Origin of the sequence: Aureibaculum algae, assembly GCF_006065315.1 — a bacterium.
GTDB lineage: Bacteria > Bacteroidota > Bacteroidia > Flavobacteriales > Flavobacteriaceae > Aureibaculum > Aureibaculum algae.
This window is the reverse complement of record NZ_CP040749.1, coordinates 4,072,967-4,095,648: the sequence shown is the minus strand read 5'-3', so window position 1 is coordinate 4,095,648 and position 22,682 is coordinate 4,072,967. Positions and strand designations below refer to the sequence as shown.

Here is a 22,682-nt window from a genome sequence, read left to right as displayed (position 1 = left end):
CATTATGATTAAGAGTACAATCAAAATACATGATAAATTTTCGGTAGTTATTGATGTTACTTATAATACAATTTTTAAGAGAAAAGAATCGGTCTACACCACAATAACTTATTTGTTTTTCCCAGATAGTTTAAACATTAATAACAAAACATATCCCAGTACTAAATTTTATAATGATGTTAGATTGTTTACAAAATATGACAGTCCTAAATACACATTAAGTCAAATCAATCGAGGTAAAAACTCATTATTAAAGAGGTTAGAAACAAATACAAACGTTTTTATCAATGATTCCTCTGAAAAAAAACGATCGCTTTATGAAGATCAAGTAAAAATGTTTGCGTCAATATTTACTTCTTTAATAAGTGAGCGGGTCGATGCTTTTTTTAAATCAAAAAGTCTAAATGTTAGAAAAGTGGAAAGCTTTTTAAATATGATTCCAAAGATGCTTTCTAAATACAGGAAGATAGTTGAAAGTGTCTCCAATTCTTCATTAATAATGAATAATAAGAAATTTGTATTGTATGCAGATGAACATATGAGTAATGTTGTAGAGTTGCAACTTATGCGTTTATATAATTATTTAAAAAGACATGAGTTGAATAATCAACTCAATACAATTATCAAGATAATTGATTATGAACAAAAATACAAAAGGGATAAGGGGTATGATTCTCCAAAAAGTAAATCTATTAGTTCTGAAGAACTCTTATATAAACGAAATCAATTAAAAAAATATATTGACAGTGTCGTTTTTTTGAACCAAGATGTTCGTAAAGATGGGGTTGTTTTTGAACAAACATTGTTAGCAATGGCTGCTGGACTTGCTATGATTTTTTCTACAGGTGTAGCCTTTTACTTTCAAAAATACTATGGAAATTTCACCTTGCCCTTTTTTATTGCTTTGATAATTAGCTATATGTTAAAAGATAGAATAAAGAGCTTTATAAGCATGCAGTTTATGAGTAAATCGAGTACGTTTTTTTATGATTTTAGAATAAATATTACAAATTCACTTGGAAGAAGAATTGGCTTTTTTAAAGAAAGCTTTGGCTTTGTTCCTTTTAAAAAATTAGAATCTGTTATTAAAAAATATAGGTTTAAGGATAGAACAATTAATACGAGAGCGTTAAATGAACAAATTATTCAGTACAAAAAGAAAATTATTTTAAATTCAAAGCGATTTAGTGTTGATTTGCCAGATGAAAATATTTTAGGTTTAATAGATATTACAAGATTTAATTTTCATCGCTTTATTCAATATATGGATGATCCTGAAAAGGATTATATTTTAGTTAAAAAAGGAGAATTGTACACAAAAATTGCCGACAAGGTATATCCCATTAATATTATTCAAAAATATTTTACTGAAAAAGGGGCTGAATATAGACGTTATCGTATTATTATGAGTAGAAATGGTATTAAACGTATTGAAAAAGTACGTTTAAACGATGTCAACTATAAAAACTAAATATTCATCTTTTTCAGCGACTCACTTTTGTTTTTCGAAGTTGACCTTGCTATATGTTGTTGAGGTTATAACTACATTTTCGAAAATCCTAAAGGCTTTCTCTAACCCAATATATTATTATGAAAAAACAAATATGTAAAACATAATAAAAGTTTCCATTTTATAACTTAGGTCATCCGTAAATTGGTTTAGTAGCGGAAAATTAATTTCGACTAAAACAGTTTGGGTAGGTTATAAAATGGAAACCCATTGCATATTAATGTAACTATTGTAATCAAGAAATATGCTATCTCTCTTAGTTTCATTATTCGTAATTGCTATAAACACATTAGTTTATTACAAAAGATTTGAGAGATTAAACATAAAAAATGAATGACTTAACTTTTAAGAACTTTCTTTAATATTTCATCTTTGTCTAATTTCTTAGTACAGAAAAACCAATCTTTACAATCTAATTCGTCAGTATTAGTCATTCTTTCTTCGGCTACACCACAAGAACCTGCGGGTGATACAATTACATCATCACCAGGATTCCAATCGGCAGGAGTAGCAACGTTAAAAGCATCGGCAGTTTGCATAGCAATTAGAGCTCTATAAATCTCGTCGAAATTTCTACCTAAACTCAAAGGGTAATAAATTATAGCTCTAACAGTACTTTTTGGGTCTATAAAGAATACTGCTCTCACAGCTTGTGTTTTACTCTCTCCTGGTTGTAGCATTCCATATTTTTTGGCAATTTCCATAGAGATATCTTCAATTAAAGGAAATTTGACTTCAACGTTTTTCATACCATTAAACTCAATTTTATCTTTAATGGTTCGTAACCAGGCAATGTGACTGTATAAACCATCAATAGATAATCCAACGAGTTTACAATTTGCTTTATTAAACTTACTTTCAAGATTTGCGAATGTTATAAATTCACTAGTACAAACGGGTGTAAAATCTGCAGGGTGACTAAATAATATTACCCATTCTCCTTTATAATCATCAGGAAAGTTAATATCTCCTTGTGTAGTTACTGCTTTAAATTTTGGAGCTTCATCACCTATTCTTGGCATTGAAGTTACTTCTGTTTCTGTTGCTAATGTTTCCATTGTTAATGTTATTAAATGATTTATTATTGAATATCAAAATTATGGATCATGTTTAGTAACTGAAATGACCGAGGTCAGTTTTACAGTAATACATATTGTATTTTTATAATGTTAAGGTATTTTCTGTTAATTGGTTTTACGATGCTACTTTAATATTAAGTAATAAAACAGGAATTGATAAATGCGTATCTATTTGTTTGCGTAAAGACCTAGGTAATTCGTTGCCAATGTAATTCGATTTTTCATCAAGAAAAATGATGAGGTCGTATTGTTTATTATCAATAAGCAAATGAATACTTTTATTAATATTCATAAGTTTAAGTGTATCAAAACTATATTTTAACCCTTTAAATATCGATTCTAACAAGGTTTTGTTTTCTAATTGGTGGTTATTAAGATTAAACTCATTTTTGATGTGTACCAAGTGTATTTCAGGATGATATAGCTTATTAATTACTAACAATTCAGTAAAATTTATTTCGTTTATTGCTTCTTTGTAATCAAGGGGAAGTACTATATTTTTAAGTCCTGAAAAATTATAGTCTCCAGGAACTGCAATAACTGAACATTCTGTAATATATTCCATAATACTTAGGGTAGGAATACCATTTCCACTTTCAATATCTGATGCTTTGTTAGTGCCAATTGCAAGTAAATCAATATTGTTATTTTTTATAGTATCCTTTAGGGCAAACAATAAAGCGTTAAAATTAGATACGATTTTGTATATGTGATTGTCATTTGAATTTATAATAGCTACAATATTCTTTAAGCCAACTTCTGATGTTTTCTTAGCTGTTATATAGTTTTCGTTTTCTGGATCTGGCACGAGAGCCTCAATATCTGAAGCTTCTCTATCTGCTTGAAACGCATTTAAAATATAAAACACACAAGATTCTTGTTCATATAATTTTATAGCATAATTAATGGCATTCAATGCATTCTCAGAAAAATCTGTATAACATAAGATTTGTTTTTTCATCGTAAATAGTATATATCTTAAATTCTCTTAAAAAAAAAGGAAGTCTTTATGGGGTGACTTCCTTTTTTAGTCATTTCTTTTTTGACCTAACAAATATTAATTTATTTGGAGGTTGTTGGTGGTTCTAAAAGTTCAAAGAACTGATCAAGTTTTGGAAGAATAATGATCTCGGTTCTACGATTTGCAGCTCTACCTTCAACAGTGTCATTTGAAGCTTTAGGTATATATTCTGAACGGCCTCCTGCTGTCATTCTTTCAGGATGTACACCAAATTTGGTTTGCATTAACCGAACAATAGAGGTTGCTCTTTTAGTACTTAAATCCCAATTATCTACCATACATGCTGTATGAATTGGTACGGTGTCAGTGTGACCTTCAATTAGAATGTCTAACTCGTTATGGTCATTTACAATTTTGGCAATCTTACCTATTACTTCTTGTGCTGAATCATTTATGGTGTAACTACCAGATTTGAAAAGCATTCTGTCTGATAAGGAAACATAAACAACTCCTTTCTTTACTTCAATATTAATATCCTCATCATCAAAATTATTTAAAGAACGCTTAAGGTTCATTACCAATGCAAGGTTAAGAGAATCTTTTCTTTGCATTGAACTGGTTAAGTTTTTTATATAAGTATTTTGTTCGTTTAAAGCTTCTAAAGATTTTTTAATACTCTCGGCTCCTGATTTACTTACAACAGAGAGGTCTGAAAGACGATCTAAAAGGTTTGTATTGGTGCTTTTAAAATAATCTACTTGTTGTTCAAGTGCTTTAGATTTATTTTTCTCATTGGCTAAATTATTTTCTAATAGAAGACGTTCGCTAGAGACATTTTTAAGATTACTTTCGCAATTATCAGCAATGTTTTGGAGATTTGTATATTTTTTTTGACTTACACAAGAAGTGAAAAATACGATAAGAAGTATAACGCTAAATTTTAAAGTTTTCATAATATTATATTTTAATAAATTGAAATGTAAAGGATGTTAATTTTAAGTAATTTCACAATGACCTATATCATCATAAATAAATTTTTAAAAGTTAAAATGCCCATGGATAGGTTTCGGGTAACTGAGATTTATCTGTATGTACATGCATGGAATGCAAGGCCTTTGAGTTTTCAATATGAATAAAAGCATCGTACCTTTCAGGCATTATAGATGGTACATAGTTTCCGATACTTTCGTATTTAGGATGATAAACCACACCTATAGCACGATGGGGGATAGGTGCTTTGAAATGAACATTAGCTTTTAGTGAATCCATAAATAGTAACTGATCTCCTTTTCCTGTTTTATGTAGCAGGTATTCCCATGAGTTTTTTTTCGCCGATGGTACCGTCATTTTTTGCATGGTGGCACCCCATTCTTTACCAGCCATTACGCTACCTTTATAGGAACCGAAACCAATAATTTTGGGATTAAGATTTGGTAATTCTTCCCTAACTAATTGACCAACATTTACCAACCCTTCTTGATGCATATCTGTTGCTCTGGCATCACCTACATGCGTGTTGTGCTCCCATACAATGGCTTTAGAATTTGTTCCATGAAAAGTCAATAGCCTTCGTAAAGTGTCCATCATATGATGATCTCTTATGTTCCATGAATTTTGGTCTGCAGAAACAATAGAACGATAATATTGCTCCGCATTTTTTGCAATGTGAGCATTTTGCTCAATATTTAAAGATGCTTCTAAATCTGAATTATAATGCGTAGCGTTTCTTAAAATATCCTGCAACAGGTCAACTACTTCATTTTCACAAGTTTTGGGGGCAAATCGATGTAAGAACCTAGCATAAGCCATACCAGCTTCATCACCAAAAGGTTCAAAACAGCTAACAGCTTTTTTAGCTGTTGGCAATAAAGAAGGGTCATTTACTTTGAGGTAATCAACAATTGTTTCCATAGATTCCCAAAGACTGTAAACGTCTAAACCATACATGCCGATACGTTTATTGGCGGTAATATTTTTATTGTAATTATGTAACCATTTAATTAAGGCTTCGGTTTCCCAATTTGCCCACATCCATGTAGGCCATCGGTTAAAATTTTTTAAAACATCTTTAGCGTTTTTATATTCTGTGTTATATTGTTTTATGTAACGATTTACCTGATAGAAGTCAGGCCAATCGCCTTCAACGGCAATAAAGTCAAAGCCATGTTCTTCAATTAACCTTTTACTAATTGCCGCCCTCCAAGTATAAAATTCATGAGTACCATGAGAAGCTTCACCCAATAAAACAAGCCTAGAATCGGCCAATTTATCGATGAGTAAATCTAAATCTTTATCTGTTTTTAATTTTTTGCCAAGATCTTTTAAGATCGAAATTTTATGACCTGTAGTACCCATCTTTTTAAATTTTAGTGATTCATATAAAGCTTTAAATTTTATCTATTAATTTTTTCAGTTGAATTTTTGATTTCTCTATACTTTTACAATTAAGCTCGAAATCGGCCCAAGGATTACCCTCTCTTTCTAATTTTTTAAAAATATTGTTAATAGTATACGATTGAGCATGGAGTGAGTTATCATTCAAATCGTCCCAATTTAAGGGTGTTGCAATGGGGGCATATTCAATGGCTCTAACAGAAAAAGGGGCAACACTTGTTTGAGCATAAGAATTTCTAAGGTAGTCAATGTAAAGTCGTCCTTTTCGTTTTACTTTTCTAATGGCGGTTGTAAATTCTTTTGAATTTTTATTTGAGATATATGTAGCTACCATTTTTGAAAATTCATGAACTTCGTCAAAATTTTCATCACTATTTAAAGGGGTTACTACGTGTAGTCCACGAGAGCCAGTAGTCATTACATAAGTGCTTAATTCTAATTCTTCTTCTAAAAGATAGCGTAAGGCTTTAGCAGCTTTAATAGCAAGATTAAAATTACCATTTGGCGGATCTAAATCAAAAACCAACTTGTTTGGATAGTCTATTTTATCAATTTGACTTAACGCAATGTGAAAAGTAAGTACCTCTTGATTTACAAGATAAATGAGTGTTTTTTCTGTATTGCAAATAATGTGATTAACCCACCCATCAACTTTTTTTATTTTTTTTGTTGTGATCCAATCTGGAAAATAGCTTGGTTCATTTTTTTGAAAAAAGCCTGTTTCGGTAATCCCTTCTGGAAAACGTTGCATCGTTAATGGTCTGTCGTGTAAATAAGGTAACATGAAGTTTGCAATGTTTTTATAATACTTAATAATATCATTTTTTGTAATTGCAGACGTTGGGAATAGTATCTTGTCGCTATGAGATATTATAATATCGTGAGTGTCAGTTTTCATAATTACTTTTTAAGATTAAAAACAACAATAACTAATCATGATATCAAAAGTACTTTAGTAAGATCTCAATAGAAATGATCTAAATCATTTATCTGAAAGTTTTCAATGAAAGTTTAGTAGTAATATGTTTTGGGAATTGCCTTTACTTTATTTCAATTCTAATTAAGGGAATTGTGTTTTGTAAAAGAATAAGTAGCACAATAGTCAAATTAAAAGATATTCACGTAAAGCACATAAATAATAACAGCTAAAACATTACGAATTACTTAGTATAAATAGTACTGATGTAAGACGAAGGTGTTTTTATGTTTTTAGAGAAAAAAGGAGGTGTTTTAAAAATAATTCTGCAACTATCGAAAACAAAAAAAGCTTCCAATTTAATGGAAGCTTTTTTCTAGTAGCGGGAACAGGACTCGAACCTGTGACAGTAGTCTACTTTAATCCAAATAGTTAACTTGTTTAAGTGTTTCTTGGTAACCGAATTGTATGCCTTTTTTAATAATGCTTTAATATTTTTTAAAATTCATTTAATATTTATTTTTATCATCTTTTTCAATTAACATAAAAATAAAATTATTAATATCTTCAATTAAAACTCTTACTTCCTTTTCATCAACTTGAGTATTTTCATGCATTAAACCATTTCTAATGCTTCTTGCACGAACCATTTGTCCTAATAAAGAATCTTCTTTTTTATCAAATTGAAAAAAGAGTTTTAATTCTATATCCATTTTATATGAAAGTTCAACAGATTTTTTATGATCTTTAATTTTACCGTGTGAAATACCTCTAGTTTTCTTTACTTTTTCAGTTATTCGAGTAACTAGCATTTCAACAGCAACAAAACATTCTAATAAAGCGAGTTTATAATTGCCAAAGTGGTTCATTTGCATTAATCCTAATGAAAATAGTTCAAAAACATCAAAATATTCATCAGAAATTTCTTTTAGCTCATTGCTTTTTTTTATTTGGGGATTCTCTGATATGTATATTCCAAATTTAGATTGTGCAAATATTATTTCCTTATCAATAAATGATAGATTTAGTTGTAGACTGCTCTCTGTCAGTTTATCAAAGCTTATGTTTAATTCTAATTTTGATTCATAAATTATTATTGATTCATTTAAATAATTACTATTAATTGGAAGAATTGTACTCTTAATTACATTAGAACTATAAACAACAAATATGAAATTCAAACATTCTTTAATTTTTGCGGAAATATCAACATCCTTAGCTTCTTCAAGTAATAAAAATAGTCTTGTACTTCCCTTTTCAAAAAAACTCCTTCCACTTTCAAAATCTGTTTCTACTAATGAAAGAAAGCCCGAAGCACCTCCCTTTAAAACTGGTTTTAATATAAAGTTTCCATTTTTTATTATTTCTATACGATGTTCCAATTTACATCCTTTCTTGTCCCAAACTAATGAGTTGTTTGGGGCATTAATCGCAATTCCTTTTATTGGCTCTTCAATAAAAAAGGCAAATTTTCCAATTTTATTTGAGAATTTAAACCATACATTAGGTTTTAGGCTGAAAATACCAGGGTAATTAATAGAATATAAATGAAATTGTTTCATACCAAATTTATTAAATCAAATTTAGGAAATTCTAATTTGTAAAAAAGAGAATGAATTATATGTTTTATAAAAATTAAAAATAATTCTCTAAGTTATATATCTAAATATGCAAGAATAAGGATGCTTTTCATTCAATTATAGCTTAAGAATCTTTAAATGTAAACTTCTAAAAATACACAACTTCTTTAGTTGCGGTCTGTATGAGGTCTGAATCCTACAAGTCCAAGTTCTTAGAATTAATGGGTTATATTATTGTACGTTTTCAGTAAACTTAGTATGCTTATTATTATTATTATTATTATTATTATTATTATATGAAACTTGCAAGGGGCTCATTTTAGTAAAAGAAGTTAAAATTTTTATTTATTAATTTTATTTTATATTGAGCCAAATATAGTTGTACTAAATTGCATTAAATTGTTATGAACGCTTCTAAACATTTAATTTATTGTTTAATATCTTTTTTTAATTATTTTTTTACTTTAACATCTCAGAATATATGACACCCGAATATCCAAAAGACCCAGCTTATAACTCGATCAATAAAGGCACAATGTATAAAAGTCATTATCAGTTCGGGAAACATGCTGATATGCCTGGCAGTTACACACAAGTACTTTTTTCAGATCACACCAATATTAGGCCTGGTGAAAAGATTACTATCAAACATTTTATATCTGGCTATGGAAATATTGATTTTAATACAGCAAAGATGTTTTTCTCACCTTCTTCGAATTTCATTGATGAATCTAAATCATTTTGTTCTCATGGAATACGCACTGAAATTGTTGATAAAGATGGGATAAAGGGAATGACTTTTGGTGGTTTTAAAAGAAGTAAGGATCTTGTTAAAAGTGGTGCCGTTTTGACATTAATGAGTTCTTTTGGATATTCAGATATTAAAGAAAAGGTTACATTATTTTCTGAATCGATTAATTATATGACTATATTTTCCGAAATTCAGGATGAAAATCTTAACCCGCCATTTTTATGGGAGATACAAACTAAAAGTAACCTTAAGCCAGGAAGATATAGTCTTAGTTTCATTTTAACCTATTTTAATGGGGAGAATTGGCAAAATGATACTGTAATTCAGGATTTTAAAGTCTTGAATCTATACGAAAGGAATGAAACTTCAATTCAAATTATAACTTTCTTTTTTCTGCTATTTACATTAATTAGTGCCTTTAATGATGTTAAGGGTTTATTTACGACTAATACAAATAATGTTAAACCCAAAATTATTGAAACTGAAATTCTTTCAAAAGAGAATAAAGATGATATTGAATTAGACACAAAGCTTATTCAACCTAAAGACACTTTAAATAAAAAAAAGGATAACGAAAAAATGAAATAGCATCACAAATTTAGGTAGTCTGATTATTAAATTCATTTATTTTTACGGTACTTCAATGAATCATAAACTCCTCATATTCTGAATTTCAATTTTTTGTATATCTTCTTTTTGTTTATCAATTTTTTAAGTGCTAAAAATTGAATGCTATTTTCAATATTAAAAATCATCTTTAGAAATAATTGAACTATCTAATAAAGAAATATTCATAGTTTCAGCTACTTATTTGATTTGATTATTAATACTGATATCTGCATCACTTGACTTTAAGTTTCTATTCGAATGCTTATAAGCTATTTTAATGCATTTTTAGGAACAATTGCTGTAATTGTATTACATCTACTGGAATCCTTTTAATCCCTGCCTTATTCATTGTATAAACCCCTAATAGTTCATTAGCACTGGTTAATAATAAGGCTTTAAACTCTTAAATTAATTCTATGGTTTCTAAGTTTCAGTTATTTATAAATGTTTCATAAGCATCTTGACTTTTAGAGATTTTAACTCTTTTTTTTTGAGCACCTTTTAAATTGTAGCTCTCTTCTATTTCTGATATATTATTTTTCATAAATGACTAGTATTAAAAAAGGGTAACATCTCAGCTACCCTTATAATTATTTTAAATTAATCTAATTTATACTTCCAATCAAATCCTCCAGCATGATTTCTTTCTCTTCTACATACTTTTGCTATTGAGGTTTTATTAATCTCTGTTAGCCTTGAAGCATCCGATACTGAATTAAATTGATTTACAAATTCACCTGTTAAAGTAAGTTGAATCACATTTTTTCTACGAATATCCTTTTTTGGAATATATGGTTTCTTAAATGTATAACTCCAGTAATATCCTTTGTAAGTATTATTCACACTTAAACAAGCTCTAGATATGTTTTGTTTAGTTGCATCGATTGATTTTCCTGCCTTTTCTAAACATTCATATGTACTTATTAAACTACCATCTTCAAGGTTGTATTTATAGACGGTCTTTTTTAACCCTCCACCTTCATCAGAGTTATAGCCGTTTTTTTTGGAATCATACTTAAATATATAATTCTTTTCTTTTTGGGCTAATTCATCATTTGAATTCGCAGTATCAATCTGTTTCCAAGAAAATGCTTCTGGACCATAAGTACCAATAGCTTCTTGAAATTTGACCATTTTTCCACTATTAACCTTGCTCAAATGATCTAGCTTTCTTGTTTGAACATCTTTTGTTGTTGCTCCAATATAAACTAATCCATTTTGAGTATTCTCAACCTTATATATGATACCTGAAATTTTTGTTTTCATGATATTATTTTTTAGTTGAAAATTTAAAATAGTAACTTCCATTACTTGATTTATCAGAATATTCAAGATCATTATATAAAGCAAAAACTCTAAGCCACTTAGTAAAAATATGTTGGCTGAATTCCACTCTATTTGAAAATTTAAGAAATTCTTTATAGAAATCTCTTTTATCTAATCTTGTATTTACTTCTAAATTAGCATCCATATACTCTATAAATTCAGAACAAGTGATTTGTTCTAATTTATTCTCTTTTAAGTTTATGGGTTTTGGAAATATTACTCCGTTATTTAAGTAAAATTGAACACAATCTATCATAAATAAATAAAAGTTATTCCACTCTTCTGTATCCCATTCATCAAAAAATCTGTTTTCAAATTCTTTAATAGGTGTGAAATCCTTAGTGTAATAATTTGCTACTTCAAATTCAATTCTTCTCCTAGAATCAGTATTCCCTCCTGTTCCAATTACAGCATAATTTGAGCTGATTAGAATTTTAGGTGAATCTTTAAATGGAATGGAAATCTCTGCTTTATATTTCTTTTCCACATTGATTCCCGATGTAATGGATGAATACAAAGTTTCAAAATCAAAATCCCTTCTAACATCATCGTAACAAATGACATTTGTAGTTTTATTAACTTGTTGGAAGAAAAATCTGCTTTCGTTTTTGAGATTTTTTCCGTCAACGGTTAATACATTTCTTAATTTTGAAATTGCTTGATTAATCAAACTTTTTCCAGTTCCTCCATTGGCAGAGCCATCATTAGATATTTTTTCATCAACTAAAATGACAGACCTTGCAAATGAAGGGTCTTGATAGTTGTGTAATAAATAACCGATAATACTCTTAAGTGATTCGAATCTACCCTCTTGTTTATTTGATATATTGTACATAAAACTTTCAAATTGAGATGATTTATAATCCACTATATTTATAGGATAATCAATAATCAAACCTTCCCAAATAGGTTTCTTTAAGTCGTGAAATTCAATAGTATCAATTTTATCTTTATTAACGCATACAACTGCATTTTTATAATAAAAATAAGCAGTATCAATTTTATCCTTTGGATATAAAAGATCCAAAGTAGGTAAGGTTTGAAGCAACTTTTTAGATAAATAGTGACCAACACTTCTTGAGAAAACATTTAAGACTTCTCTCAAACCTTTTCTTCTTAGAAAATTAACGATATAATCACTAATATTTACATCCATTACTTCTTTAATTATCTTATTTCTAACATAAACTAACTTTACTTCTTTGTCTTCAATAACTTTAGCAAAACCATTGCTTGCTAAAAAATTGATTAATTTACCATGCGATATTTTATATTCGCCTTTTACTTTATAGTAAAAATTATCTTTTTTCATATTTATCTTTTAATATTTCTATCACTAAACTTTCTTATCATATATCGTTACCTAGTGATTTGGTAATTGTCTTTATTCTTTTTAATCTACTACATAATTTTACCTCCTTTCTTTATAGACAACAAAGTCAACTTTTTTTGATTTATTAAGTTTTGATGCTTTTGACATTGTTATTCTTTTAAACAAGAGCTTAATTGCTATTGTTACAGCAAAGAAATGGTGAGATAATTTTGAAAATAGGTAGGAATACTCTGAGTGTAGAGTAAAATGTTTAGCGAAAGTGCTAAACACTTAAAGAAGTGTTTTAAAAATAAATATTGTATGCAGAGTAGTGTAGAGTGTAGTTTATTAAAACTTTAAATAATTATCAATTAGCTTACATTTTGATTCTGTAGGATTTTTCTGCGTACGCAATTTCCTCCAATCGAATTCATCAATTGCATTTTTACTGGGTAAATAAAAACATTTAGATGCAACTTCCCATTTTGTGTTTTTTAAATCTTTAAAGTCCTTATGATCATTTAATTTTTTAATAAAATAGTAAAACTCGCTGATGGTTCCTTGCCAACGAATTTTATTTACAATTTTAGAATTCTTAAAAATATTTAAAAAATCAGTTTTGTTAGAGTTTTCATTTATTAATTTCGCCTTAATTAATTGCCCATATAAATCATTCAGATTCTCATAATATTCAGGTTCTTTACAATCATATAAGAAAGAACTTGGAGTTGTATAATTCCTTTTTGGAATTAAATATTTATATTCTTTGTTCTTGAAAATTTCAATCCATTTTTTAAATTCTCTTATTATTATAATTCTATATTCTTCTGAAATGGATTTATTGTCTTGAATTTCATTCAAAATTTGATTTAGTTGTTTAGCTAAGGAATCAATATAATATTGTATTTTATTTTTCTCTTCTAAATAGAATTTAATGTCATGATAAAAACTAGCATTGAACTTTCCAAATTCTACTTTAATTTCAGCTATTAGAAAATCATTGAATCTATGTTCTATAAAAAAAGGTTCATTTAGTACTTCACCATCATTATCATAAGTTCGACCACAACCAATATCAAAACATTCAATTGACAAATCAGTTCTTTCCTCTAAAGGAAATTGATAATGATCCCAAAATTTATTTAAAAATTTCTTTTTCAGTTTTTTTGAAATTGTCAGTTCATTAGAATAATTATTTAGATTGTTAAGTAATGGGTCTAGTGAGTTCATTTAAATAAGTTGTCTAAGTACACTTTCAAATATAATGAACACAACGGAATTATATTACCATTGTGTTCATAAATTAATGATCATTTCTTTTTCAGGGGTTTTTTATTGGGAGAAAACCGTCTCAAAAGCTTGGTTATCCAAAATTCAGCATAAACTCCTTTTATTATCTTGGTAATCTACTATTCATCAATTATTATATCAAAATGATAATAGTAGTAGGCAAAACCTTTAATAACATATATTGTAACTAATTCTAGCGTAATTTTCACCTCACTTACATAGACAATTTGTTTTTGTTTTAATATACCAATAGGCTTAATTACCTTAACTTTAAAGGGACAAACTAAGCAACGTAGCTTATTTGTATACGATACTATATAAAGCTCATTAGGAGAGCTGTATCTTAATAAATCAGCTATATCTTTTTTATTCATTTTTTGATTTATTTTTTAGATGGGATTGAATGAAATAGCTATATATTTATAATGTTACATTTCTAAATTTAGCTGAAATTTCGTAGATTTTAGGGTTATTTAGATATGCAAGTGCTTACTTTTATTGAATAGTATACAATCCTTTATCATTAATATTATAGGAGATAATTCTTGATATTATAAAGTCTAAAAAAAGCCCCTAGAAATAATCTAGAGGCTTACAGCGAAACTGCCTTTTTTAAAAATAGTTTTTAAATTATGGCTGCAGTCTCAACGATGTGTTCAGAGACTATTTCATCTATACTATCTTGATACTCCCATGTATGAGAAATATTTACATATTCCTCGGTATTAGGTATATTGAAATCATACGGTTCACAAGGGACTCTTTTAATACTACCTGGAAATTCAGTACCTATTAGGTTTTTACAGGTCATTTCATCAAAACTTGCAGGCACATCACAAGTTCTTGAAGAAAAATAAAACTTTCCTGTTATTGTACTTCTAACTGGTTCTATTCCACCTTGTAGAATAAGAACATTAAATTCTTTTCCTGCTTTATTAGTGCGGGATTCATAATTCACAACTGTTACCATAATTTAAAATTTTAAGTTAATATAAAGGGTGGGGTATATCCCCAAAATTAAAAGAGAGTAGGGGGTGATGTCTGGGTTATCTCGTGCTTACGTGGAGAAATGGAATTAAAAAAAATATAAAAAATATTTTATTTTTCTTTCAAGCTTTTAATTATCTAACTTTTTATTAATACTTCAATTTCTTCTAAAGCGTCTAAAATATCACTATTATATAATGTTCCAGAATCTAATAATGCTTAGTATACTGTTTCTTCTTTACTTATAAATAATAATATTGACCACTGAAAATGAGTTAAAATAAAAACTAAGGTATTATCTTTATATGTTAAGAAATATTAATTATAACTACTTCAAGAATTTCTTTAGTAGTTATTCACTCGTAAATGTGTATTAAGGTTATTTTACATTTACTATATTACATGATAATATGAATTATATAAAAATCATACTTATATTAATAATTTTACTTACTGTGTCATGTAATAAAAACTACATGTATATTGAAAAGGGAACTAAGCACTCTTTGTTAACTGGAAATGAGAGTATTGAAAAAACAGAAATAATCCTATCCAAATCAGATTCGTTGGCGTATTTGATAGCTTACAAGAAATTTATAAAAAGTAAAGAAGTAGAAAGGCGTATGATAAAAATGCTTGGTCGCTCAAATTATTCTCCTAAAGAATTTACTCTTTACAGTAGAGATTCAGAAAGAGTTATAGATGAGAATGCTTTTTCCAATTTAGATACTATAAAAAAAGCAATAGAAGATGAAATTTATAACTTAAATTAAAAGTATGTCACGAAAAGTATCAAAAAGTGAAGCCAGTTTTAATTCTAAACGTACTGGTATTACTGAAGAGCAGTTCAAACTAGAATTACTGTATGCACAACAAATTAAGATAGATAAATTAGAAAAAATAAGAAGTAATATATCTAAAATTGTTTGGGTTATTGCAATCATGCTAATATTATCTATATTAGGTGTGTTACTTCAATACAGATAATTAAATAATTAATTACCCTACACTTATTAAGAGTCATATTAAATTACTTTTTGCTACAAAATGAAACAATCAATAAATGATATAGTTTCTATTTTTGAACTATGACTTATACAGCATACTTTAGTATCACCGTAAAAAATATAGGAGTACCAAATCTTAATACTAATCAGTTCCGTCGCTTTATGAATATTATAAATATTGAAGGGAGAATTTTAGAGCTTGAGAGTTTGAATTTTAATAGCCCAGTTATATTTAAGAATGTTCAATTAAAGAAAACTACATTGGAAAAACTTACAAATGGAAAAATTCCACAAGATTTACTTAAAGAAATGATTATGCTAACAGAAAAAGATAGTTAATTATTGCTAAATTAGTGGCTTAATATTTAATTATAATGGAAGGTACACCTGCACCAAAAGGAAGCTGTAATGAACCAAGAAATCAGAATGATTTTGATGATTTTGGTAAATACACCTTAATTTATGGGGTGATCTTCGCTATAATAGGCTTTATACTGCATTATTTTGAATTAATATAGTATGACATTATATGAATTTAATATGTTAGAATTGAATAACCGTATGGAGGCTGTTAACCAATATGGAACGTTTTTAGATAATCACATATCGGATACAGAAAGGTGTAATCTTTACGCAATAGATATGTTTTGGGTTGAAGTTGTTTATAATATAGAAACTAATTCTCTAACTGATATTAATAGTTTTAAAACTGGCTATTTGTTGGATAAGTATTCAAATTTGAATATTTTTTAAGTGAATGATTATAAAGAAACTATCCAAATTATCGATTTGCTTTATTGGTGTTTTATTTCTACATTTGAGAAGTAGTCGCTAAATAAAACCCTACTCCAACCCAATTGAAGTGCCGTTTCTTTAGCTTAATTAAGACAAAAGAAAATACAAATAAGCATAGCAGATATAAACGCAATACGTTTATACAATTGTTAGCAACAATAATTAACCAATATGAGTAAACAAGATTTATTTGAAAAAATATTCAAAGAACATTTAAAGGTTGAAACTTTTTCAAAGTCAGTAGATAGTCTTTATAGCATGAGGTCTAAAAGTAAAATTGACTTTAAACCTTATTATCAAAGGAATTACGTTTGGGATGACCACAAAGCCTCTTATTTTATTGAAAGCATATTGCTTGGTACTGAAATACCACCATTAATTTTCTTTAATAATAACTCAGGAATCGAAGTCATTGATGGTAGGCAAAGGTACGAGACCATCCTACGTTTCATGAATAATGAGTTCTCTTTAACCAGTAAAGGACTTTCAATTTTATCTCAATTAAAAGGATTTAGCTGGGATAAATTAATTAAAAAACATCCTGACATTATTGATAGTTTTTTAGATTCAAAATTGAGGTTAATTGAGTTTAGATTAGTAAACCAGCCCCCATTAGACCCAATATTGCAGGATCAAGTTAAAAAAGAAATATTTTCGCGTTACAATTCTGGGATTACCCCTTTGAAAAAAGCTGAAATTGACAACGCAATTTATAATGATGACGACCTTTCTAACTTCTTCAAATCTGAATATTCAGAAGATGAAGAACTTATGAAAATGGTATTCTCTAACTTCTTTAAACAACCTAAAAATCAGATTGATGAATTGCCATCCGCAAAAATAATGAGTTTTACAAGACGTGCATTAGTCATGCATTTGTATCCCATTAATTATTTTGTAAGAGGCACGGGGCGTACAAACATCTTGTCTAAGTTATATGAATATTATGCAGATGAGAATATTGAGAATAAAGCAGAAATATTAAAAGAATTTAAAAGGAAAATCATTTTTTTGGGTGAAGTACGTAGTTTTTCTGAAAATAATAACTACTCAATCAATCGATTAGCTTTAGAGTGTTTTCTATGGGGATATAGTGTTCTTGATTTAGAAGAAATTACATATGACTTCGCCAATGAAGTGGAACAAGTTTCAAAATTCATACATGAAAATATTGATTATTTCACCCTTGTTGATTATGCATTTTCTCATCAAGTAATGTCAAGATACATTTCTACTTCTGAATATTTTGAATCTCGTTTTAATGTTAGTTTTAATAACTATGTAACAGCAGATGAATCAGCAAGAAAGAAATTCAAAGAATTTTCTAACGAAAGTGAAGAAGAAATCGACCTTACATTGCTTGAGACTTTAAGGTTATCAAAACCTGAACCAGCAAATAACTCAATAGATGACATAGTAAGGACAATGACAAGAAGAAAATTTCTTCTTAGACCTTCTTACCAAAGAAAAGAAGTCATTAATGTTAACAAGGCATCAGCTATTATAGAGAGTATTTTATTAGGGATAAAATTACCTCCAATATTTGTGTATAAAAGACTGGACGGTGTAAATGAAGTTATTGATGGGCAGCAAAGACTACTGACACTTTTAGGTTTTTTAGGTGAAGATTACCTAAATGAAAAAGACAAATTAGTTAAATCAAAAAATCATAATTTCAAATTAAAAAAATTAAGGATTTTAAAAGAGTTGAATAATTCTTCATTCAATGATTTAAGTGATGAGCAAAAAGACAAAATATATGATTTTCAAATATATGTAGTAGAAATTGATGAATCGCAAAACCCCAAGTTTGATCCTATAGATTTATTTATTCGCTTGAACGATAAGCCATATCCAATAAGAGAAAATTCTTTTGAAATGTGGAATTCTTGGGTTGATGTTGAAATCATTAAATCAATAAAAGAATTAAAATCGTCCATTGATTCATGGTTTTATATTAAAAAAATCAAGCGTTCCAAAGATAGAGACAGAATGGAAAACGAAGAGTTGATTACTTCTCTCTGTTATATTGAATACTATTCAAACTCCGAACTGCCAAAGACAATTGATGTTTATCAAAAAACTTCAAGGATGAATTCTCGTATAAGTACTAAAGGTAGAATTAGCACTCTTCTTCAATCTCTTTCTGAAAACGAGGAAAATAAAAAACATTTTTTCAAGTCTTTAAAAAGCGTCAAAAGCAATATTAAAAAAATTAAGTATGTCTTAATTGATAGGAATGTGACTAAGGAAGAAATATCAGATTTCTTAAGAACTGAATTAAATTCCGTTTTGAATGGTGGTAAAGTAGAAAGTGGATTTAGAAGAAGAATCCAAGATTTCTATTTTGTATGGATGATGATTGATAAAGTCAATTTTGAGATGGTTAAATACCATAGGATTGAAATGAAGAAAGATATCTCTGAGTTATTAAATTTTGCTAAAAATATACCACAGGAATTTCACGAAGATGGTAAAGGATTTAGTCATTTCAATAAAAAACTTGATGAGTTTCATAAGAGATACCAAAAAGCTGATAGAAAAATCAAATTAAATGAAAGTGAAAAACTGGCATTGATAAAAAAACAAAATAATCAAAGCTCCTTAAGTGAAGCTCCAATTTTTCTTGGTGACGATATTGAAGTAGACCACATAAAACCTATTTCAATTGGCGGTAATGATTCTATCGAAAACCTTGGAATTGCTCACAAAATAGAAAACCGTGAAAAAGGAGTAAAAGAATAAAACTGTTGATAACAAAACCTAAATTTCATTGCTGTTTTGTACCTTACAGCAACGTAAATTTAGCCAAACGTTGGTAGTAATGCAAAAACACATTGAACTGAAAAAAACATTATAAAAAAGAATAAATTCACATAAAGACCTTCCAAAAGAAGCGTGGGCTGGTGCCTTGATTTGAAGCAATTCATTTCAACCGGGTTTAATTCCCGGCCGAAGTCAATTTCATAGATTAACTTCGATCGGGAATGCTTCTTAATAATTAACTATGGCACTAACAACTTCAGAAAAACATAAAATTCATAGATTTCACAACCTAAATAAGAGGTCTTTAGAAAATGCAATTAACTTAATTAAAGAAAACATAAAACTTTCTTATAAAGAAGAAGTAGTTGAAAGTGTTTATAAGATTAAACAACCCTTCAATAATATAGCAAGAATAAAACTAATAGAAAATGTAAGAAGCTATAATAGAATCTTACTAGGATTACTTGCCTCTTGGTCTGACGAAAGTATTAGACGTTTATTCTATGAGCCAAATGTCTTTTCTGAAAATCAAATTGAATTTCTTTTAGACAAACATCGTTCATTAGAACAGAAATGGACTTTTGCATTAAAAATAGCATTCTTAAAAGCTAACAATCTTATTCCAATTGGAAATGAAACTTGCGTTCGTTTGACAATAAATTCTAGAAATTTCCCTTCACTAACACCTGATTTAATTAATAAGTATAGAGAAATAGAAACATTAATAAAAGACTTTCTTATTCCCGCATTTAGTATTAGAAATAAGGTTCAACACGGAGAATGGATAGCTGCATTCAAACCACCTGATTCAAAAATTTATAGTCCAGAATTAACAAAAAAAATTTTCAAAGAAAATATTATAACAATATCTTCTAGAATGATAATTTTCAATTCTGTTTATCAAATGATTATCGATCTTGCAAGATTCAACTCAAATAATTTCAAAATTGATTCTTCTAGTAATCCCTTTGAATATTTCTATTCTCAACACATAAAAAAAATAAATAACGAAAAGGTCAAAATCACCTCTTCTAAAATCAATGAATATATTAATCAATTAATAACAAAAAAAGAAAACGGAAAAAAATATAGAATTGAATTAAAAAGCAATAACCAAAGGTCAAACACAAGTTGTATTACGGTTGTGAAAAGTTATTTTAATAGGTTATTTAGAATTAAAGAATAAAGCACTACTACCAACACCGGTAATCGTTGCACAAGCAGTAAAACACCCTTTTAAATCAATAATTGACTTGATTTCAACCATTTTAAGAACGGCTGTAATTTAATCTTCTACCTCATTTCAATATTATTAAAGAGATTATACCAGCTTATTTTACCCCATATATTGTTAATATTTTGAGTTAAATAGGTTGTAAGTGATTTGACATCACTTCTTACTACTTTACTGGTAAATTTTAGGTATTTCTTTAAATTATAGGCGATCGCTGATAGGTGCATCACCTTATTAGCTTGTTGTATGCCAATAGTATTTATTTTTCTGAGTCCCATAAATTGGGTAAGTGTACCAAATACTGGTTCAACTGTACTCTGTCTTTTAGATTTCATATACCTACCACGTTTACTGTTTACCCGTTGGTTATTGCGTTCATATTCTTCTTTGTAATACGTTACCGAAAACTTCTTTTCTTGTGCCGTTTTTCCCAAACAATGCCTTTTCATTGGACAGCCCCTACATATTTTAGATGATAAGAATAAACATATAAGTCCTACAGATCCAAGGGCTTATATGTTTATATTAAATAAAATTAAAATCAATTATTAAGTTTCTTTTTCAAAACTGAAATATGCTCACTAATTTTATGCTGTACCACTTTTGCATAATGATTTTGTGTTATAGTGATACTTGAATGCCCTAATAATTCACTTACTATTTCCATTGGAATATCATTATATAACAAAATAGTTGTAGCAAAGGTTTTTCTGGCAATATGATGAGTTAAACGTTTTTCAATTCCTACAATCGCTGCTATTTCTTTTAAGTAAGAATTAAATTTTTGATTCGAAATAATTGGTAATAGAGAGATTTCCGTTTTATACCGCTTAATAACCTTTTCAGCTTCAGGTAACAGAGGAATTGATATCTTACTTTGTGTTTTTCTTCTTACCATTTCTATCCATGTATTCCCGTCAAAACCTTTAATTAGGTGATGTTGTTTCAAATCTGCCATTTCTTGATATGCTAATCCTGTATAACAACAAAAAATAAACATATGCTTTACTTGTTGTAACCTCGATTGTGTAAAATTAAAACCTTGCAATGCATCTAATTCTTCTTGACTTAAATAGACTACTTTTTTTTCATATTTTTTAGGTTTATATAACAGGAATGGGTCATTTTTTAAGTAACCTTTTGCTAATGCTAATTTGACAATTTTTCTAACACGCTGAATAGTTTTATTAATGGTAATCTGTTTTTGATTCTTTTTTGTCTTTAAGTAAAAATCCAAATCTGACAAAAAATTCATATTCAGAGATTCTAACTGTATATCATTTTTCTTATGCTGGTATTTTATAAAGTTAACAGTATGATTTTTGGCTTCAATAAACTTGCTGTAAGTGGACTTAGTGTATTCAATACCAATTAACTGCACCATCTTATTGTTGTGTAATTCAAAAACCTCTAAAAGCGTTTTATGAGTATTTATATTCTTACCCTTATATTTTAAATAAACATCTTCTACGCTAAATACTTCGTCATTGACCTGTAGAAACAAAAAAGCCTGATTAACATTTTGTTTTATCAGACTCAATTGAGTATTTATAAAATCATTTTCCTTATTTAGTGGTTTAGCTTTTTGTTGTTTGCTTTCCCAATGTTGTGGATTTATAAATAATCCTGTTGCAAAAGATTTTCTCTTATTAAAATAAGTAAGTCTGCATAATATTGGTGCAAATCCTTTTTTGTTAATTCTACTTTTAGAAATTACAAATAATGTTTTGAGTCTAATAGTTGTCATATCTATTGTTTTACATTGTGAAACTTATTGATTTTAAAATATTTAATATGCAACCCAATGAATAAAAGTTGCAACCCTAATTGTGTGCCTAATATTTAAAGATTCTATTAGGATTTGAAAATGAGCATTTTTATTGAAGACTATATTACTTGACTTTACTGCATAAAAAAAGAGTAACCATTTCTGATTACTCTTTCTAGTAGCGGGAACAGGACTCGAACCTGTGACCTTTGGGTTATGAGCCCAACGAGCTACCTACTGCTCTATCCCGCGATATATGTTTATGTGCTAAAAATAAGTAAGCACTATTTTTTATTGTTCTGCTCATTTGGGTAGGTACCTGTCTTGAGCGTTATCAAAGGGTAATAATCTATCCCGTGATATGGACGGCAAAGATACATATATTTATATCACAAAA

21 protein-coding genes, 1 tRNA gene and 1 pseudogene are annotated in these 22,682 nt (G+C 28.3%); 9 read left to right on the top strand and 14 right to left on the bottom strand.

The window, feature by feature from the left end:
* Positions 1-4 precede the first annotated feature (4 nt).
* Complete coding sequence (locus FF125_RS17440; protein ID WP_138950976.1) at positions 5-1,471, top strand: hypothetical protein; 1,467 nt, start codon at positions 5-7, stop codon at positions 1,469-1,471.
* 377 nt (positions 1,472-1,848) lie between these two features.
* On the opposite strand, the gene FF125_RS17435 is transcribed toward FF125_RS17440, so the two are convergent.
* From FF125_RS17435 to FF125_RS17410, 6 genes are all read right to left on the bottom strand, one after another.
* Complete coding sequence (locus FF125_RS17435) at positions 1,849-2,568, bottom strand: peroxiredoxin (RefSeq protein WP_138950975.1); 720 nt, start codon at positions 2,566-2,568, stop codon at positions 1,849-1,851.
* 136 nt (positions 2,569-2,704) lie between these two features.
* Entirely contained in the window at positions 2,705-3,550 is an 846-nt protein-coding gene (locus FF125_RS17430) for a universal stress protein (RefSeq protein ID WP_138950974.1), read from the bottom strand.
* A gap of 101 nt (positions 3,551-3,651) precedes the next feature.
* On the bottom strand, positions 3,652-4,503 hold the full coding sequence (locus FF125_RS17425) for an OmpA/MotB family protein (protein WP_138950973.1): 852 nt from the start codon (positions 4,501-4,503) through the stop codon (positions 3,652-3,654).
* A 91-nt stretch (positions 4,504-4,594) separates the two neighbouring features.
* Complete coding sequence (locus FF125_RS17420; RefSeq protein WP_138950972.1) at positions 4,595-5,905, bottom strand: erythromycin esterase family protein; 1,311 nt, start codon at positions 5,903-5,905, stop codon at positions 4,595-4,597.
* A gap of 31 nt (positions 5,906-5,936) precedes the next feature.
* On the bottom strand, positions 5,937-6,842 hold the full coding sequence (ligD, locus tag FF125_RS17415; protein WP_138950971.1) for a non-homologous end-joining DNA ligase: 906 nt from the start codon (positions 6,840-6,842) through the stop codon (positions 5,937-5,939).
* Between the two features lie 527 nt (positions 6,843-7,369).
* A complete protein-coding gene (locus FF125_RS17410) occupies positions 7,370-8,422 on the bottom strand; it encodes a hypothetical protein (protein ID WP_138950970.1) in 1,053 nt (350 codons plus the stop codon).
* A 499-nt stretch (positions 8,423-8,921) separates the two neighbouring features.
* Here FF125_RS17410 and FF125_RS17405 point away from each other — a divergent pair, with 499 nt between their 5' ends.
* On the top strand, positions 8,922-9,779 hold the full coding sequence (locus FF125_RS17405) for a hypothetical protein (protein ID WP_138950969.1): 858 nt from the start codon (positions 8,922-8,924) through the stop codon (positions 9,777-9,779).
* 621 nt (positions 9,780-10,400) lie between these two features.
* Here the strand turns inward: FF125_RS17405 and FF125_RS17400 are convergent.
* The 5 genes from FF125_RS17400 to FF125_RS17380 all read right to left on the bottom strand — a co-directional run bounded on the left by FF125_RS17400 (position 10,401) and on the right by FF125_RS17380 (position 14,698).
* On the bottom strand, positions 10,401-11,066 hold the full coding sequence (locus tag FF125_RS17400; RefSeq protein WP_138950968.1) for a GIY-YIG nuclease family protein: 666 nt from the start codon (positions 11,064-11,066) through the stop codon (positions 10,401-10,403).
* Between the two features lie 4 nt (positions 11,067-11,070).
* A complete protein-coding gene (locus FF125_RS17395) occupies positions 11,071-12,438 on the bottom strand; it encodes a DUF5906 domain-containing protein (RefSeq protein ID WP_138950967.1) in 1,368 nt (455 codons plus the stop codon).
* Between the two features lie 348 nt (positions 12,439-12,786).
* Entirely contained in the window at positions 12,787-13,668 is an 882-nt protein-coding gene (locus FF125_RS17390) for a hypothetical protein (protein ID WP_138950966.1), read from the bottom strand.
* A 179-nt stretch (positions 13,669-13,847) separates the two neighbouring features.
* The gene (locus FF125_RS17385; protein ID WP_175418952.1) at positions 13,848-14,102 is read right to left on the bottom strand and encodes a hypothetical protein; all 255 of its coding nucleotides are present in this window, start codon (positions 14,100-14,102) and stop codon (positions 13,848-13,850) included.
* Positions 14,103-14,353: 251 nt separating this feature from the next.
* Complete coding sequence (locus FF125_RS17380; RefSeq protein ID WP_138950965.1) at positions 14,354-14,698, bottom strand: hypothetical protein; 345 nt, start codon at positions 14,696-14,698, stop codon at positions 14,354-14,356.
* 493 nt (positions 14,699-15,191) lie between these two features.
* Here FF125_RS17380 and FF125_RS17375 point away from each other — a divergent pair, with 493 nt between their 5' ends.
* The 7 genes from FF125_RS17375 to FF125_RS17345 all read left to right on the top strand — a co-directional run bounded on the left by FF125_RS17375 (position 15,192) and on the right by FF125_RS17345 (position 20,469).
* The gene (locus tag FF125_RS17375) at positions 15,192-15,488 is read left to right on the top strand and encodes a hypothetical protein (protein ID WP_138950964.1); all 297 of its coding nucleotides are present in this window, start codon (positions 15,192-15,194) and stop codon (positions 15,486-15,488) included.
* 4 nt (positions 15,489-15,492) lie between these two features.
* Complete coding sequence (locus tag FF125_RS17370) at positions 15,493-15,702, top strand: hypothetical protein (protein ID WP_138950963.1); 210 nt, start codon at positions 15,493-15,495, stop codon at positions 15,700-15,702.
* Positions 15,703-15,803: 101 nt separating this feature from the next.
* On the top strand, positions 15,804-16,061 hold the full coding sequence (locus FF125_RS17365; RefSeq protein WP_138950962.1) for a hypothetical protein: 258 nt from the start codon (positions 15,804-15,806) through the stop codon (positions 16,059-16,061).
* A 35-nt stretch (positions 16,062-16,096) separates the two neighbouring features.
* Positions 16,097-16,240: a DUF3290 domain-containing protein gene (locus FF125_RS17360; protein ID WP_138950961.1), complete on the top strand. Its 144-nt coding sequence runs from the start codon at positions 16,097-16,099 to the stop codon at positions 16,238-16,240.
* Position 16,241: 1 nt separating this feature from the next.
* On the top strand, positions 16,242-16,475 hold the full coding sequence (locus FF125_RS17355; protein WP_138950960.1) for a hypothetical protein: 234 nt from the start codon (positions 16,242-16,244) through the stop codon (positions 16,473-16,475).
* Positions 16,476-16,688: 213 nt separating this feature from the next.
* Entirely contained in the window at positions 16,689-19,262 is a 2,574-nt protein-coding gene (locus tag FF125_RS17350) for a GmrSD restriction endonuclease domain-containing protein (protein WP_138952595.1), read from the top strand.
* A 262-nt stretch (positions 19,263-19,524) separates the two neighbouring features.
* The gene (locus tag FF125_RS17345) at positions 19,525-20,469 is read left to right on the top strand and encodes a hypothetical protein (protein ID WP_138950959.1); all 945 of its coding nucleotides are present in this window, start codon (positions 19,525-19,527) and stop codon (positions 20,467-20,469) included.
* A 194-nt stretch (positions 20,470-20,663) separates the two neighbouring features.
* Here FF125_RS17345 and FF125_RS17340 read toward each other — a convergent pair.
* From FF125_RS17340 to FF125_RS17330, 3 genes and pseudogenes are all read right to left on the bottom strand, one after another.
* Positions 20,664-20,993 (bottom strand): annotated as a pseudogene (locus FF125_RS17340) (transposase); the annotation flags it as partial.
* A gap of 65 nt (positions 20,994-21,058) precedes the next feature.
* Complete coding sequence (locus FF125_RS17335) at positions 21,059-22,264, bottom strand: site-specific integrase (RefSeq protein ID WP_138950957.1); 1,206 nt, start codon at positions 22,262-22,264, stop codon at positions 21,059-21,061.
* A gap of 200 nt (positions 22,265-22,464) precedes the next feature.
* Positions 22,465-22,537: transfer RNA gene (locus tag FF125_RS17330), tRNA-Met, on the bottom strand.
* Positions 22,538-22,682: the final 145 nt, after the last annotated feature.